We start from the raw sequence: 15664 nt of genomic DNA, 5'->3' as shown, positions 1-15664 counted from the left end.
AATGACATCAATTACTGGTTCCCCCTCATTTTCTTTTTATAATGATCTTGCTAATAAAAACAAACCAATAGATCCCGTGAACCCTGTTCGGCCAATAGATAACGTGCAGTCGGGTTCTCGTAATCCGCTGGACCCTACTGCTGGCGATGATGCCGAGTATTTCAGTGCTGAAACCCAGGAGTGGCAGCCAACGGCCTCTGATGGTAAGGGAAGCGGTGGATATGCAAATCTCGGTGATCCGTATCGGGAGCCTATAGATTTTGAAATAGTGGCTGGACCGAATGGTGATTGGGTGCAATCAAACGGCAGCAGGTGATTGCTTGAAAGTCGCATGGGGCTTTCGTTTTGTTGTTTGCTATGTAGTTATTTTGCTGATGGTTTGTAGGTAATGTCTGTGATTAACATGGGAGCCGATTGGGCAGCGCAAGTTGCCCATCGGTTTTGTATTGTTCAGAAGCTGTATTGGGCTCCTGCACCGGCATACCAGGATCGGCCTGGCGCGGCCTCGTAATAGCGCTGGTTGCTGTCGCCTACGATCACCGACCCCACGTATTGGCGATCCAGCAAGTTATCCAGGCGCAAAGTCTGATGAAAGGTCCAGTGCTCCACCTTCTGCTCAAACCGTGCACGCCAGTTGAAGACGCTGTAGCCCGGCGCAGCACGCTCCTGGTTGGTGTCCTCGACATAGATCTTGCTGCGGTACATGCCTTCGACAGCGGTGCTGAGCCAATCCCGTGGTTTCCAGTTCAGCTCGGCAAACAGCAGGGTCTGCGGGACGCCGGGCAGGTAGTTGCCTTTGTCGATGGATTTGCCGTTGTTGCTGAAGTCACTGTCGTAGGTGGCTTGCAGGCGGGTGTAGGCGAGGTTGGCGCTCCACTGCTCGCTCAGTTGACTTTCGATGCCCAGTTCAAAGCCGCGGCGCAGGGTGCGGCCGGCGTTTTGGTAACTGGTGCGGCCATCCTTTGAGGCAGTGACTACCAGCTCATCATCGGTTGTGATTTGGAACACCGCAGCATTGACCCGTGTGCTGTTGTTGATTTGTGCCTTTAGACCTACTTCATACTGAGTGCTTTCAGCCGGTTTCAGGCCAAAGTTGAAACCCTCTACATCGCCGGGCGCATAAGCCAGTTCGGCCTGGGTCGGGGTTTCGAATCCCTTGCCGGCGCTGACGTAGCCATGCAGATCAGGGGTGAAGGCGTACATCACGCTCATCGAGGGCGTGTTTTTCTGATAGGTCTTGCTGCCGCTGGCGTCACCATTGCTCAGGAATTGGTCATCGACGTCCAGTTCCATGGTGCTGTGGCGCAGCCCGGCTTGCAGGGTCCAGCGGTCAATGGCCCAGTTGGCCTGGATATATGGGTCGAGGCTGCGGGCGGTGTCGATTTCATTGCGGCGCAATTCGCCTTTCACGCCCAGGGTGTTGCCGTTGTAGTTCTTGTAGCCGTGGCGGCTGTCTTCGCTCTGGTCGAAGTCCAGGCCGGTGATGATCATCAGTTCACCCGGCACGCTGGCGATGGGCTGCATCCAGCGTACGCCGGCGCCGTAGAACTTGCGGTCGAATTGCACCACGCCGCCACCGCGTTCGTTGCTTGGGACGCCCTTGGGAATCGACAAATACTGAATCACACTCCGCCGCCCGGTATAGGCATTCACCTGCAACGTCGCATCGCCAATGTACCGCTCGTAATTCATCCCCAACTGCTGATGGTCAATGCTCTTGCGCGTGTTATACGTCAACGCGTTGCTGGTGACCGAACGCGGGTCGGCCTTATAGTCAGCCCACTTTTGCCCCAGTGGATCCTGGGTGCCGTTCTGCTCCAGGCTGCTGTAGATCAGGGCCAGCTTGCTGTCGTCATCGGGCTCGACATTAAGCTTGGCGAAGGTCTGGTCGCGACGGGCGCTGCTGTGGTCGCGGTAGCCGTCGGTGTCCATGCGCGAGGCGTCGAGGACAAACCCGGCACCGTCCACCGCGCCTTCGGCGCTGAGGTGGTTCTTGTTCAGGCCGTCGCTGCCGAACAGGGTTTCGGCACCGATGCGTGGCGGGCCCTCGCCGTTGCGCGAGAACATCTGGATCACCCCGCCGGCGTTGCTGCCATACAAGGTGGCGGCTGGACCGCGCAGCACTTCTATGCGCTCGGCAGTGTCAAGGTTGAACGTGGCCGCCTGGCCCTGGCCATCCGGGGTGCTGGCGGGGATGCCATCGGCAATCAGCTTGATCCCGCGCACGCCAAACGCCGAGCGCGCGCCAAAGCCCCGGGACGAAATCTGCAGGTCCTGGGCATAGTTCTGGCGGTTCTGCACCACCAGCCCCGGCACGCGGGCCAGGGCCTCCGAAGCGTTGATGCCCAGTTGGCCATCGCTGATCTGTTCACGGCTGATGCTGTCCACCGAGTAGGGCAGGTCGAAACTGCGACTGACGCTGCGCGAGCCTGTCACCACGCTGGGGTCGAGGATCAGCGGGGCATCTTCTGCCTGGGCGGGTTGCTGCAGGCCCAGCAGGCCGGGGAGCAACATCGCAAAACAGGTGGGGACAACGACTTTCATGAGCGAACCAACTTCCATGACGCGCAGCGCGGGCGCGGAAAAAAGGGCGCGAGTTTAACGATTCTGTGAGGCTTTTCCGAAGAATATTCCCGCACAATTTCGGCATATTCGTCTTACGCAGTCTTGGGTTAGGCTGCCCGCCTCATGCCAAAGGAGGGTTGCCCGTGAATCCTACAAACATTCTGCTGCTTGCCGCCATTGTCCTTTCGACCACGGCCTGTGGCACCATCGATACGGTGTTTCGCGAAGACGCGGTGGCCAGCCAGAAACTCAAGGACCTGCGCAGCCATTGCGAGAGCGTGCCCCGTATCTACAGCGGCGTGGTGTACGACTTCTGCTCCCTGAATGGCGAACCCAACAGCAAGAAAAGCCTGGACGACCAGCAGATCGGCCCGCTGCCGTGGATTGCCGTTGATTTCGCCCTGTCAGGCGTTCTCGATACTTTGGTACTGCCCTACACCGTCTACCGGCAGAGTCGCGATGGCAGTATCGAGATTTTCCGATAACACCTCTTGTTTCTCCCTGCCATTTGCAGCTAGAGGCGTTTTGCCTCTTTTAAGCTATAATCCCGCCCTTTAGCTTTTCTCGCCGAGGCGAGGGGCACACATTTTTCAGGCGCAAGCGCCTGCTTGCAGACTAAAAGAGGCTAGACCCCAGTGGCATTGACGATTCTTGGCCTGTCCGGCGCCCTTAGCCATGATCCTTCCGCAGCCCTGTATATCGACGGCAAGCTGATCGCGGCTGCCGAAGAAGAGCGCTTCGTACGCGATAAACATGCAAAGAACCGCATGCCCTACGAATCGGCGAAATTCTGCCTGGAGCAGGCCGGTATCAAGCCTTCCGACGTTGATGTGGTAGCGATCCCGTTCGCCCCGATCAGCTTGTTCGGCGAGGCCCGCTGGCACTATGCCAAGCGGTACTGGTACGCCCCGGACCGCGCCCTTGACGCGATCCTGATGGGTAACCGCCGCTACAAGCGCTATCGCAACAAGATTGTCTGGTGCCTGGAGCAACTGGGCTTCGATCCGAAGAAGATCAAGATCGAGCCGGTTGAGCACCACCTGGCCCACGCTTCCAGCGCCTATCACTGCTCGGGTTTCCAGGAGAAGACCGCGATCCTCGGGATCGACGGTAAGGGTGAGTACGCCACTACCTTCTTCGGCTACGGCGAGAACGGCAAGATCCACAAGATCAAGGAGTTCTACGATCCGGACTCCCTCGGCGGCCTGTACGGCGCGATCACCGAGTTCCTCGGTTTCGAGATGCTTGATGGCGAGTTCAAGGTCATGGGCATGGCGCCGTATGGCGATGCCAGCAAGTACGACTTCTCGCGCCTGGCCTCCTTTGAAAACGGCGAGTTGGTGATCAATACCGACTACGCCAACGTCATCGGCCTGCGCCGCTATAAAGAGAAGGGCAAGGGGTTCTACTTCTCGCCAAAACTGATCGAATGGCTGGGTCCCAAGCGCGAAGGCGACATCGCCGACGAACCGTACATCCACTACGCGGCGAGCATGCAGGCCCTGTTCGAGAAACTGGCCTTGCAGATGATCGACCATTACCTGGGCGATATCCTCAAGGAAACCGGCAAGCTGGCCTTCGCCGGCGGCTGTGCGCTGAACGTCAAGTTGAACCAGAAGATCATTGCCCGCGACGACGTCAAGGAGCTGTTCGTGCAGCCGGCGTCCGGCGATGCCGGCACCGCCGTGGGCGCGGCGGCCTATGTGTCCCATGCCCGTGGTGTACCGGTAGAGAAGATGGAGCACGTCTATCTCGGCCCGTCCTACAGCAACGAAGAAGTGATTGCCGCGTGCGCCAAGCACCCGAGCAAGCCGAAGTGGCGCCAGATCGACGACATGCCAAAGCGCATCGCCCAGATCATGGTCGACGGCAACCCGGTGGCCTGGTTCCAGGGCCGCATGGAGTTCGGTCCACGTGCCTTGGGCGGTCGTTCGATCATCGGTTGCCCGAGCGCCGTGGGCGTGGCTGACCGGATCAACCACCAGATCAAGTTCCGCGAGCGCTGGAGGCCTTTCTGCCCGTCGATGCTCGACACCGTGGCCCCGCAGATGATCAAGGTCGATCACCCGGCCCCGTTCATGACCTTCACCTTTGAAGTGGCGGAGGAATGGAAAACCCGCGTGCCGGAAGTGGTCCATGAAGATGGCACCTCCCGCGCCCAGGTGCTCAAGCGCGAATACAACCCGCGCTACTACGACATGATGAAAGAGCTGGAAGTGCTGACCGGTAACGGCGTGTCCCTGAACACCTCGCTCAATCGCCGTGGCGAAGCGATGATCTGCTCGCCGACCGACGCACTGAACATGTTCTTCGGCTCTGACCTGCAGTACCTGATCATGGAAGACATCCTGGTCGTCAAAGACGGTGTGGAAGGGCAAGTCATTGACTGAAGCACTGATTGGCGTCGTCATCCCCGCCTACAACTATGCGCGCACTCTGGGGCGCGCGGTTGAATCGGTGCTGGCACAACTCGACGAAGCCGATGCGCAGTTGTTGGTGATTGATGACGGCTCTACCGATGAGACGCCGCAAGTGCTGGAGGCTTTGTTGGCCAAGCACCCCGGGCGTTTCCGCACTCTACGCAAACCCAATGGCGGGGCGGCTTCGGCCCGTAACTTAGGGATTGAAGAGTGTGTGGGTGACTACCTGATGTTTCTGGATGCCGATGATGAAATGGCATCTGGGGCACTGGCAGCAGTGGCGCAACATATTGCGACACATCCGGACAGCCGCTTAATCGTCGGTGGCCACTGGTCGGTATTCGGGGATGGCAAGCGTCGATTGCATACCGTCAAGTCGCTTCCTGCCAGTGCTTATCTGCGGGTACGTGGTTACTTACTGGACAAGACTCTGGCTTTCTCCAATGGCGCATGCGTGATGCACAGAGACATCTTTAGCGTAGGTCGTTACCCAGAGCATTTGCGTAATGCTGAAGATATTCCGATATTTGCCCAGGCTCTGGCGCGCTTTTCCTGCAGTGTCATTGATCAGCCCCTGGCGCTGATATACAAACATTCTGACAGCTTGCGGCATGACATCCAGCACAGCGTCGCGGTAGGCGTAAGTCTGGTTGACGAGGTCTTCTCGCCAGTGCGTATGCCCAAGGCGTTGCAAGGCCTGCGCAGTGCGTTTCTCGCGCAGCGCTGCCTGTCTCTGTTTCGCAATTGCCTGAGCGCTGGTGAATACACGCTGGCCCGGCAGTTTTACTGCCAGGCGGTGCGTACCGACTGGCGCGCGCTGACACGTTGGTCGTACACCCGCAAGGCGCTTCAGCTGTTGTTCAAGTAAGAGTTTTATAGCCTGTTAGGCTACGCCGTGAATCACCAATACAGCGCCTGAGTTGATTGCAACGACCGGGCGCTTGGTTTTTGGCGGCGTGATGGTTTTCTGAAATGGATGTTTTCCAAATCTTGTGCACGCGATGTGACGCCAGGTTTTAAGGGGGGGGTGTGGTTGGTATAGGTAGCAAGGTGTGGGCTCGGGCTTTGAATGTGGTCGTCGAACATCCCGTTCGAGTGGCATTTTTTGGGAGCCTGCTGCTCTCCCTGATCGCCGTGCTGGGCGCGGCGACTGTCGGGCGTGATGCTGCTTTCTACCTGACCATTGCCCAGGATGTTCAAGTCCACGGCCCGAAAGTCGCCTTTGCCGTCTTCAACTGGCCCTGGTTCTCCCTGCTCCTGGCGGGTACCCATTCGGTTTCAGGCCTGCCCATAGAACTGAGCGCTTACTTGTGGTGCTCGCTGTTTGCCGCGGGCACCTGTGCGCTGCTGGTTGACTGCGTGCGCCAGCGCTCGGTACAGGTGGCGCCATGGGCTTGCCTGGTGGTGCTGGCGATGCCAGCATTCAATATGTTTCGTGGCGAGATCCTGCGTGAGTTCGGCTTCTGGTTCTTCTGCATCCTGACGCTCTGGCTGGCCATGCGTTGGCAGGCCCGAGGCGGGTGGCTGCGGGCAATAACCATCCATCTGGCGATTGTCGCGGCGGCAGCTTTCCGGCTGGAAGCGTTGTTGCTGTTGCCTGCGTTGGGTTTGTGGCAGTTGCCTGGCCTGTGGGTGCGCGAGCGGCGCCTGGCGCTCTTGCAGTTTGTCGCGCTGCCGCTGCTTGCGGTTGTGGCGGGGATGGTGCTGATCTCGGTGACGGGCGGCTTTACATCGGCCCGTGTTGCCTACTATTTGGACCTGATCAACCCAAGCAGTGTGCTGGCGTCATTCGATTTGCTGCGCGAGCAGTTTGCCAACTCGCTGATCAACAAGTACTCCCAGGATGAAACGGGGCGCATCATCTTTTTTGGCATTCTGGCGGCCATGGCCATCAGCTTTGTGAATATTTGCGGACCCTTTGCCGTGCCGTTTTTACGGGGTAGCAATTGGCAGGCAATAAAGCGCTATTGGCATGAATATCGGCCTTTTGCCTGGGCGGCGGCGTTGTACCTGCTGGTGTTGCTGCTGTTCTTTATCCAGCAGCAGTTCATGAATGTGCGCTACATGAGCTTCTTGAACCTGCTGTTTGTGCCGGCGTTGGCGATAGCGCTGCAGATGTTTGCCCGGCAGTTCCCGCGCCTCGGTAAGGTCTTGGTGGCGGTGTGCCTGCTGGTGATGCTATCCAACGTGGTGTCCACCGGGCCGGGCAAGGTCCAGTACGTCGACGCTGGGCGTTGGATGGCGGCGAATGTCGAGCCGGACGTCCCGGCCTATTTCGATGACGGCCGGATCGGCTATTACGCCGGGCGTGGTTATCTGCTCAAGCAATTGACCCGGGAAGCGGCCATGTCGCCGGCCCATGCAGATAAATTCCGCTACTTCCTGATCGAGGCCCGCGGTAACGAACCCTGGCTCACCAGCTGGCTGGCCGAGCGCAACCTGCGCATTGTCGAGCGCTTCGCCAATCGCCGAGGCGCCACGGTACTGGTCATCACCCAGTAAAGTCAGCCCAGTAATTGCTGCAGGCGCTCAATCAACGGCGCCTGCTGGCTACCTGCCGGCAAGCCTTGGCGATAGCCATCGAAGAAGGCTTGCCCGGCATCATCCCCCAGCAGCCATTGCCGATCCTCGGGATAGCGCCGCAGATGGCTGAAGTTGCGCAGCCGCTTGCTCTGGCTCAGCGGGACGCTCTGGCAGCTCAGGTCGGCAATGTCGATCAGCCCCAGGGTGTTTTCCGGTGTCAGGACCACGTTGCCAAAGTGCAGCGAGCGAAAGTACACGCCTTTCTCATGCAATTGCGCGATGAAACAGCCGAGGCGCCCACGCAGGGCGTCGGCGTCTTGCTTGGCGAGTTTCAGTTGGCGGATGGTTTCCCCGGCCAGCGGGCTGTAGTACACCGCATCCCGCACAATGCTGGGGATGCGATACACCGCAATGATGCGCGGGCAGGGGATGTCCCGTTGCTGTAGCGCGCGGGTGTTGTTGGCGAAGCGTTGTGCATAGGGGTAGAACAGCGCCGAACTGAGCAGACGCTTGCGCCGGAACAGTTTGAGTATGCAACCATCGGTCAACCGGAGCACCTTGTCGCCAGAACCATCGGCTTCCAGCACCTGCGCGCCGGCGCGCAATGCCTCGTAGGTGTTGTGATCGATTACTTGCATGCCTGACTCCCATCAATAGCCGGTTATCTTAACCGACTTGGTGCAAGGCTGGCCCCTGCTCGTGTTTTTTGGGGCGAAGAGGCCTGTGATATGATCCGCGCCTTACTGATTTGCGCGGATTCCCATGAGCAGTCCTGAACCGAAAACCCAGTCGACGCTGGCGATTTACTTTCGCCTCCTGACTTACGTACGGCCTTATGTGGGTCTGTTCATCCTGAGTATCGTCGGGTTCCTGATCTTCGCATCGACCCAGCCGATGCTCGCTTACATCCTCAAGTATTTCGTCGATGGCCTGGCGAACCCCGAGGCCAGCCTGTTCCCCGGTAACCCTTATCTTGGCAAGTTGCAGTTGCTGGAAACCGTGCCGCTGATGATCGTGCTGATCGCAGCCTGGCAGGGCGTGGGTTCTTTCCTCGGCAACTTCTTCCTGGCCCGGGTTTCCCTGGGGCTGGTCCACGACTTGCGCGTGGTGCTGTTCAACAAGCTGTTGGAGCTGCCGAACCGCTTCTTTGACAAGAACAACTCCGGCCACCTGATTTCCCGCATTACCTTCAACGTCACCATGGTCACCGGGGCTGCCACCGATGCGATCAAGGTGGTTATCCGTGAAGGCATGACCGTGATTTTCCTGTTTTGCACCCTGGTGTGGATGAACTGGAAGCTGACCCTGGTGATGCTGGCGATCCTGCCGGTGATCGGCATGATGGTGAACAGCACCAGCCGTAAATTCCGCAAGCAAAGCAAGAAGATCCAGGTGTCCATGGGCGACGTGACCCATGTGGCCTCCGAGACGATCCACGGTTACCGCGTGGTCCGCAGCTTTGGCGGCGAGCAGTATGAAAAGGTGCGCTTCGAACAGGCGAGCCTGAGCAATACCGAGAAACAACTGGCGATGACCAAGACCGGCGCGGTGTACACGCCGATGCTGCAGTTGGTGACCTACAGCGCGATGGCCGTGGTCATGTTCCTGGTCCTGTATTTGCGTGGCGATGCCTCGCCGGGTGACTTGGTGGCCTATATCACCATGGCCGGCTTGTTGCCCAAGCCGATTCGCCAGCTTTCCGAAGTCAGCTCCACCATCCAGAAGGGCGTGGCGGGTGCCGAGAGTATTTTCGAGCAATTGGATGAGCCGGTAGAAGTCGACCAGGGCGTGATTGAGCATGAACGTCTGGCTGGGCGCATTGAAGTGCGCAACCTCAGCTTCCAATACCCGGAAAGCGACAAGAAGGTGCTCAACGACATCAGCTTTATCGTCGAACCTGGGCAAATGGTCGCGTTGGTGGGGCGTTCGGGCAGCGGCAAGTCGACCCTGGCGGGCTTGATCCCACGCTTCTATCAGCATGAGCAGGGGCAGATTCTGCTTGATGGCGTGCGCGTGCAGGATTTCACTCTGCGCAACCTGCGCCGGCAAATTGCCCTGGTGACCCAGCAGGTCACCTTGTTCAACGACACCGTGACCAACAACATCGCCTATGGTGATCTGGCCGGCGCGCCAACCGACGCCGTGCACCATGCCGCTCGCGAAGCGTATGCCGATGAGTTCATCGTGAAGATGCCCCAGGGCTACGAAACTATGGTGGGCGAGAACGGCGTGCTGCTGTCCGGCGGCCAGCGCCAGCGCATCGCAATTGCCCGGGCCTTGCTCAAGGATGCACCGCTGCTGATTCTCGATGAGGCGACCTCGGCCCTGGATACCGAGTCCGAGCGCCACATCCAGGCCGCCCTGGACCATGTGGTGAAGAACCGCACGACCCTGGTGATTGCCCACCGCTTGAGCACCATCGAGAAAGCCGACCTGATCCTGGTGATGGACGATGGCCAGATTGTCGAGCGCGGCACTCATGTCGAGTTGCTGGCGAAGAATGGCTACTACGCCCGCCTGCACGCCAAGGAGTTTGAAGAAGGCGACCCGGTGGCGCCCTCCCACGTGACGGATGCCTATTGAGGCGTCATTGGCGCCGGGCTGGAATCGACCGCCAGGATTGAAGCGGTCGATGCTTTTCCCTGTGCTAATATCGCGCCCCTGTTCATTTTGTATGTGGGTTGCTCCATGAAGTTGTCCATGCCGCGATTCGATCAAGCCCCTGTCTTGGTGGTCGGCGATGTCATGCTCGACCGTTACTGGCATGGCGGTACCTCACGGATTTCCCCTGAGGCACCGGTACCGGTAGTCAAGGTCGAGCAAATCGAAGACCGTCCAGGCGGCGCTGCCAACGTCGCCCTTAACATCGCCGCACTCGGCGCCCCGGCCTCCCTGGTCGGCGTGACCGGTGACGACGAAGCCGCCGACAGCCTGACCAACAGCCTGCGCGGCGCTGGTGTGCGTGCCCTGTTCCAGCGCATCGCCCATCAGCCGACCATCGTCAAGCTGCGGGTCATGAGCCGTCACCAGCAATTGCTGCGTATCGATTTTGAAGAACCTTTTGCCACCGACGCCCTGGCCCTCAGTGAGCAGGTCGACGAGTTGCTCGAAGGCATCAAGGTGCTGGTGCTGTCGGACTACGGCAAAGGCGCACTGAAAAACCACCAGATGCTGATCCAGGCCGCCAAGGCCCGTGGCATCCCGGTGCTGGCCGATCCCAAGGGCAAGGACTTCTCGGTTTACCGGGGCGCCAGCCTGATCACGCCGAACCTCAGCGAATTTGAAACCATCGTCGGCGGCTGCGCCGATGAGCACGAACTGGTGAGCAAAGGCGCAAGCCTGATGGCCGAGCTCGACCTCGGCGCCTTGCTGGTAACCCGTGGCGAACACGGCATGACCCTGCTGCGCCCCGGTCACCCGGCCATGCACTTGCCGGCGCGTGCGCGGGAAGTGTTCGACGTCACTGGTGCCGGCGACACGGTGATCTCCACCCTGGCGGCGGCGATCGCGGCGGGGGAGGAGTTGCCCCATGCGGTAGCCCTGGCCAACCTGGCGGCGAGCATCGTGGTGGGCAAGCTCGGTACGGCGTCCATCAGCGCCCCGGAACTGCGCCGTGCGATCCAGCGCGAGGAAGGCTCGGAGCGTGGTGTGTTGAGCCTGGACCAATTGCTGCTGGCGATTGACGATGCCCGTGCCCATAACGAAAGCATCGTTTTCACCAACGGTTGTTTCGACATTCTGCACGCCGGGCATGTGACCTACCTGGAGCAGGCTCGCGCCCAGGGTGATCGCCTGATCGTGGCGATCAACGACGATGCTTCGGTCAGCCGCCTGAAAGGGCCGGGCCGGCCGATCAACAGTGTCGACCGGCGCATGGCGGTTCTGGCTGGGTTGGGCGCGGTGGACTGGGTTATCAGCTTCTCCGAGGGCACCCCGGAAAATCTCCTGGCCCAGGTCAAGCCTGATGTGTTGGTCAAGGGCGGTGATTACTCGGTCGACCAGGTGGTCGGCGCCGATATCGTCAACGCCTATGGTGGCAAGGTCAAAGTCCTCGGGTTGGTGGAAAACAGCTCGACCACCGCGATTGTCGAAAAAATCCGCCAAACCAACGATGCCGCTCAATAGGTTTTACCGTTATGTCTGATGCTCTCGTACTGATTACCGGCGGTGCCGGCTTTATCGGTTCCAATCTGGTTGATGCACTGCTTGCCAAGGGCTATGCGGTGCGGGTGCTGGATAACCTGTCCACTGGCAAGCGCAGTAACCTGCCCCTGGACAACCCGCGCCTGCAATTGCTCGAAGGCGACGTGGCCGATGCTGCACTGGTGGCCCGAGCGGCTGTAGGGGCGACGGCAGTGGTGCACCTGGCGGCAGTCGCTTCGGTGCAGGCGTCGGTGGATGACCCTGTCAGTACGCACCAGAGCAACTTTGTCGGTAGCCTGAATGTCTGCGAGGCCATGCGCCAGGCCGGGGTCAAGCGCGTGGTGTTTGCCTCCAGTGCTGCGGTGTATGGCAACAACGGCGAGGGCGACTCCATCGATGAGCAAACCGCCAAGGCGCCGTTGACGCCTTATGCTTCGGACAAGCTTGCGAGCGAGCACTACTTCGATTTCTACCGTCGCCAGCATGGCCTGGAGCCGGTGATTTTCCGCTTCTTCAATATTTTTGGCCCGCGCCAGGATCCTTCATCGCCGTATTCCGGGGTGATCAGCATCTTCAGCGAGCGTGCGCAAAAAGGCCTGCCGATTGCGGTGTTTGGCGACGGGGAGCAAACCCGGGACTTCATGTACGTCGGGGATCTGGTGGCGGTGTTGGTGCAAGCGGTGGAAATGGCCGAGGCACCCCTGGGTGCGATCAATGTCGGCTGGAACCGCACCACCACGCTCAAGCAGTTGCTGCAGGCGCTGTCGGAAATCATCGGTTCGTTGCCGGCTGTCAGCTACACAGAACCGCGTTCGGGGGACATCCGGCACTCAAGGGCCAATAACCAGCGCTTGGCAGCGAGTTTCACATTGCCTGAGCCGACGCCGCTGAAGGTTGGGCTGGAAAAACTGCTCAACCAGTAAGTACCACTTGCCACAGGCGGGGCTGCTTTAGTGACCCGCCTTCTTCGGTACGATCTTGCGCAAGATCTGCCGGGCCCGGCCAGTCAGCTGTTTCAACTTCGATTCCTTCTCCGGCGCGCTGAGGCCCTGTTGCCTGAGCCAGTCCTTCCAGCGAATCCGCTCATCGCGCACCAGCCAGCCTTCCTGCTGGGCAAAACTTTCGGCCAGGTACAACCCGCGCGTGCTCGCCGGCACCAGTTGATCCTTCTTCAGGGTATACAGCTCGGCGCAAGGCTGGCCGTCCTTCAGGGGCATCAGGTACAAGTCCGGACGCTGGCGGTCCAGGCGTGCCACCAGTTGATCGCCCTCCAGGCGTTCATCGACATGGAACAAGCTCAGGGACTTGGCTTCCTTCGGCACTTCCAGGCGCAGGTCGTAGATCAATTGCAGTGAGGCCGTGGGCAGGTGCACATAGGCCCGCGGGCGTTCGATCAACTGCATGTTGGCGCAGCGCACCGGGCGGGCGGCGCCGGACAACGGCGACAGACGAAACGGCAAGGCCTCACGGTAATGCAGCGCGCTGGAGTAGGGCGCCGGCAGCCAGGTATCGTTGAAACGTCCGCCCAGCCAGCCCTCCGGGGTTTCCAGCAGGCATTCCTCGGCGATTTCCTGAATGGCGGTGTGCAGCGGCAGGTTCAACTCGTGGGCCGGCACGTAGCCGGAAATCAACTTGAGCACCACATCGCCACGGTCCTGGCGACGCTGGCGCACCAGCACCCAGTAATCGCGGTTTTGCCAATGCAATGTCAGTCGCACCGACACCCCGAGGTTGGCCAGTTCCAGGGCGAAGCGCTCGGCGTCTGCCACTTCTACCGGCTTGCGCCGCTGCAGGGTCTGGGCAAAATTGAGCGGCATGCCCACGCTCTGGTAGCTCAGGCCTTCGGGGGTGGCTTCGACGTACAGCGGCAGTGTTTTAAAGTTACTGGGGTTTTTTCTTATGAGCGTTCGCGGCATGTCGGCTCCTTCTTGCGTCGGGGTCGGCCGCGTCGGCGGCATCAGGATTGGCGAATGATCTTGGCAGCGGTTGCCACATTGTGGGCAAGGTGCAACGGGTTGATGGTCCCGACAATAGCACTGGCCACGCCCGTTTGCGCAAACAACAAGATGAAACTGGCATGAATTGGATCCACTCCTGGCTCAAGGCAGGCATGACCACTGGCCAGGGCCTTTTTCACCAGGATGCCTTTGCCGTGGGCGGCGGCGTAATCAATCACGGCCTTTTCGTTTTGTTCGTTCAGATTGTAGGTGACCATGGCGCAATCACCTTGTTCCAGAGCCTTCACGCCGCCTTCGACGGTTTTGCCGGAGAAGCCGAAACCGCGAATCTTGCCCTCGGCCTTGAGGTCCGCCAGGGTCTGGTAGACCTCGCAGTCGTTGAGGATATGCAAATCGTTACCATCGGAGTGCACCAGCACCAGGTCGATAAAATCCGTTTCCAGGCGTTTCAGGCTGCGCTCCACGGACAGCCGGGTGTGGGCTGCGCTGAAATCGTGATGGGACACGCCGTCGACAAATTCTTCGCCGACCTTGCTGACAATTACCCAATCCTGGCGCTGACCACGCAGCAGCGGGCCCAGGCGTTCTTCGCTGTGGCCGTAGGCGGGGGCGGTGTCGATCAGGTTGATCCCCAGCTCGCGCGCCTGGCGCAGTAACATCCGCGCCTGCTCATCATCGGGAATCTGGAAACCATTGGGGTACTTCACGCCCTGGTCGCGCCCCAGCTTCACGGTGCCCAGGCCCAGTGGCGACACCAACAGGCCGGTGCTGCCCAGGGGGCGATGAAGGTCGTGCAGGGTCGGCAGGCTCATGGCAACAATTGCTCCCAGGCAGGTTGGGCGATGGCTGGGCGCGGCAGTTCCGGCAAGGGTTCGCTGGGTGCTGGCTGGATGCCGTCACGTTCCAGGGCGTTGAGCACTCGGTCGGCGAAGTCCGGCGCCAGGGCCAGCTTGGTTGGCCAGCCCACCAGCAGGCGGCCCTGTTCGGCGAGGAACGCGTTGTCCGGCCGGGTCAGGCCTGATTGCAGGGGCTCGGCGCGATCTACACGCAAGGTTGCCCATTGGGTCTGGTTCATATCGATCCACGGTAGCAACTGCGCCAGCTCCTTTTGCGCCGTGGCGATCTGCTCGGCGGGCGTGCGGTGCACACCTTCGGCCTCGGCGATATCGCCGCCCATGTACCACACCCAATTGCCATCGGCGGCCGGGTGCGTGGTGATGGTGATCCGTGGCTTGGTACCGCCACCCAGGCAATGTGCGTACAAGGGTTTGAGGCCAGGGCCCTTGGCGATGATCATATGCAGCGGGCGCTTTTGCATGGCTGGCTGGCTCAGGCCCAGGGCCGTCAGCAACTCGGCGGTGCCACCGCCGGCACTCAGCACGATGCGCTGGGCGCGAATCGCCCGGCCATCGACTTTCAGGCCAACCAGGATGCCACCCTCAAGCAGTGGCTCGATCTGTTGCCCGGCGAGCAGGCCGTCACCGGCCAGTTGCGCCAGGCGTTCGATCAGGCTCGGCACATCCACCACCAGTTCGGCCAGGCGATAGACCTTGCCCTTGAAGCGACGGTTTTGCAGGGCCGGCGGCAAATCGTCGCCCTTGACCTGGTCGACACGGCCGCGCACCGCTTTGCTGGCGAAGAAACTGGTGAGATTGCCGGCCAGGGTGCCCGGCGACCACAGGTAATGGGCCTGGGACAGCAGGCGCACGCCTGTCAGGTCCAACTCGCCTGTGCCCGCCAGCGCTTCACGCCAGCGTCGCGGCATGTCGGCAATGGCTTCGGAGGCGCCGGTCAGGGCGCCGTGCAAGGCGTATTTCGCACCACCGTGAATGATCCCCTGGGACTTCACGCTCTGCCCGCCACCCAGGGTCGCGTTCTCCACCACAATCGTGGAAAACCCCTGGCTGCGCAGGCGCGCATTGAGCCAGAGGCCGGCAACCCCGGCGCCGACAATCAGGACGTCGGTGGAAATAACGGATGGCATGGGGCGACCTCAGTGTTCAGAACAAGAGGCCAAGTATACAGACTCGACGGCGGGATCTTTGCTCAGGATCA

13 protein-coding genes are annotated in these 15664 nt (G+C 60.3%); 8 read left to right on the top strand and 5 right to left on the bottom strand.

What is annotated here, in order from left to right; genetic code table 11:
- Nucleotide 1 precedes the first annotated feature (1 nt).
- On the top strand, nucleotides 2-316 hold the full coding sequence (locus BFQ03_RS29690) for a hypothetical protein (protein WP_139115664.1): 315 nt from the start codon (nucleotides 2-4) through the stop codon (nucleotides 314-316).
- A 134-nt stretch (nucleotides 317-450) separates the two neighbouring features.
- Here the strand turns inward: BFQ03_RS29690 and BFQ03_RS09000 are convergent, their stop codons facing one another.
- Nucleotides 451-2544: a TonB-dependent receptor family protein gene (locus BFQ03_RS09000; protein WP_065942897.1), complete on the bottom strand. Its 2094-nt coding sequence runs from the start codon at nucleotides 2542-2544 to the stop codon at nucleotides 451-453.
- A gap of 164 nt (nucleotides 2545-2708) precedes the next feature.
- Here BFQ03_RS09000 and BFQ03_RS08995 point away from each other — a divergent pair, with 164 nt between their 5' ends.
- The 4 genes from BFQ03_RS08995 to BFQ03_RS08980 all read left to right on the top strand — a co-directional run bounded on the left by BFQ03_RS08995 (nucleotide 2709) and on the right by BFQ03_RS08980 (nucleotide 7487).
- Nucleotides 2709-3050, top strand: a complete 342-nt coding sequence (locus tag BFQ03_RS08995; RefSeq protein WP_032862107.1) for a YceK/YidQ family lipoprotein — start codon at nucleotides 2709-2711, stop codon at nucleotides 3048-3050.
- 150 nt (nucleotides 3051-3200) lie between these two features.
- On the top strand, nucleotides 3201-4955 hold the full coding sequence (locus tag BFQ03_RS08990) for a carbamoyltransferase family protein (RefSeq protein WP_065942896.1): 1755 nt from the start codon (nucleotides 3201-3203) through the stop codon (nucleotides 4953-4955).
- The gene (locus tag BFQ03_RS08985; RefSeq protein ID WP_065942895.1) at nucleotides 4948-5853 is read left to right on the top strand and encodes a glycosyltransferase family 2 protein; all 906 of its coding nucleotides are present in this window, start codon (nucleotides 4948-4950) and stop codon (nucleotides 5851-5853) included. Before BFQ03_RS08990 ends, BFQ03_RS08985 begins: the two co-directional genes overlap by 8 nt.
- Before the next feature lie 227 nt (nucleotides 5854-6080).
- Entirely contained in the window at nucleotides 6081-7487 is a 1407-nt protein-coding gene (locus BFQ03_RS08980) for a hypothetical protein (RefSeq protein WP_239695234.1), read from the top strand.
- A 2-nt stretch (nucleotides 7488-7489) separates the two neighbouring features.
- On the opposite strand, the gene BFQ03_RS08975 is transcribed toward BFQ03_RS08980, so the two are convergent.
- Nucleotides 7490-8146, bottom strand: coding sequence for a phosphotransferase (locus tag BFQ03_RS08975; protein WP_065942893.1), 657 nt, complete (start codon nucleotides 8144-8146; stop codon nucleotides 7490-7492).
- Nucleotides 8147-8270: 124 nt separating this feature from the next.
- On the opposite strand from BFQ03_RS08975, the gene msbA reads away from it, so the two are divergent.
- The 3 genes from msbA to BFQ03_RS08960 all read left to right on the top strand — a co-directional run bounded on the left by msbA (nucleotide 8271) and on the right by BFQ03_RS08960 (nucleotide 12574).
- Nucleotides 8271-10091: a lipid A export permease/ATP-binding protein MsbA gene (gene msbA, locus BFQ03_RS08970; protein WP_032862102.1), complete on the top strand. Its 1821-nt coding sequence runs from the start codon at nucleotides 8271-8273 to the stop codon at nucleotides 10089-10091.
- A gap of 105 nt (nucleotides 10092-10196) precedes the next feature.
- Nucleotides 10197-11633: a bifunctional D-glycero-beta-D-manno-heptose-7-phosphate kinase/D-glycero-beta-D-manno-heptose 1-phosphate adenylyltransferase HldE gene (gene hldE / locus BFQ03_RS08965; protein WP_032862101.1), complete on the top strand. Its 1437-nt coding sequence runs from the start codon at nucleotides 10197-10199 to the stop codon at nucleotides 11631-11633.
- An 11-nt stretch (nucleotides 11634-11644) separates the two neighbouring features.
- Entirely contained in the window at nucleotides 11645-12574 is a 930-nt protein-coding gene (locus BFQ03_RS08960) for an NAD-dependent epimerase/dehydratase family protein (RefSeq protein WP_065942892.1), read from the top strand.
- A 27-nt stretch (nucleotides 12575-12601) separates the two neighbouring features.
- On the opposite strand, the gene BFQ03_RS08955 is transcribed toward BFQ03_RS08960, so the two are convergent.
- The 3 genes from BFQ03_RS08955 to BFQ03_RS08945 are packed head-to-tail and all read right to left on the bottom strand — an operon-like array spanning nucleotide 12602 to nucleotide 15593.
- Entirely contained in the window at nucleotides 12602-13567 is a 966-nt protein-coding gene (locus BFQ03_RS08955) for a hypothetical protein (RefSeq protein WP_032862097.1), read from the bottom strand.
- Between the two features lie 41 nt (nucleotides 13568-13608).
- The gene (locus BFQ03_RS08950) at nucleotides 13609-14421 is read right to left on the bottom strand and encodes an aldo/keto reductase (RefSeq protein WP_032862096.1); all 813 of its coding nucleotides are present in this window, start codon (nucleotides 14419-14421) and stop codon (nucleotides 13609-13611) included.
- Nucleotides 14418-15593 (bottom strand): NAD(P)/FAD-dependent oxidoreductase, encoded by a 1176-nt coding sequence (locus tag BFQ03_RS08945; RefSeq protein WP_065942891.1) that lies wholly within the window; start codon nucleotides 15591-15593, stop codon nucleotides 14418-14420. The genes BFQ03_RS08950 and BFQ03_RS08945 overlap by 4 nt, the downstream gene beginning before the upstream one ends.
- Nucleotides 15594-15664 lie beyond the last annotated feature (71 nt).

Source organism: Pseudomonas sp. 25 R 14 (assembly GCF_900004755.1).
In the GTDB taxonomy this organism is placed as follows: domain Bacteria; phylum Pseudomonadota; class Gammaproteobacteria; order Pseudomonadales; family Pseudomonadaceae; genus Aquipseudomonas; species Aquipseudomonas brenneri.
Note: the sequence above shows the minus strand (reverse complement) of the source record. Positions and strands in the feature narration are given on the sequence as shown.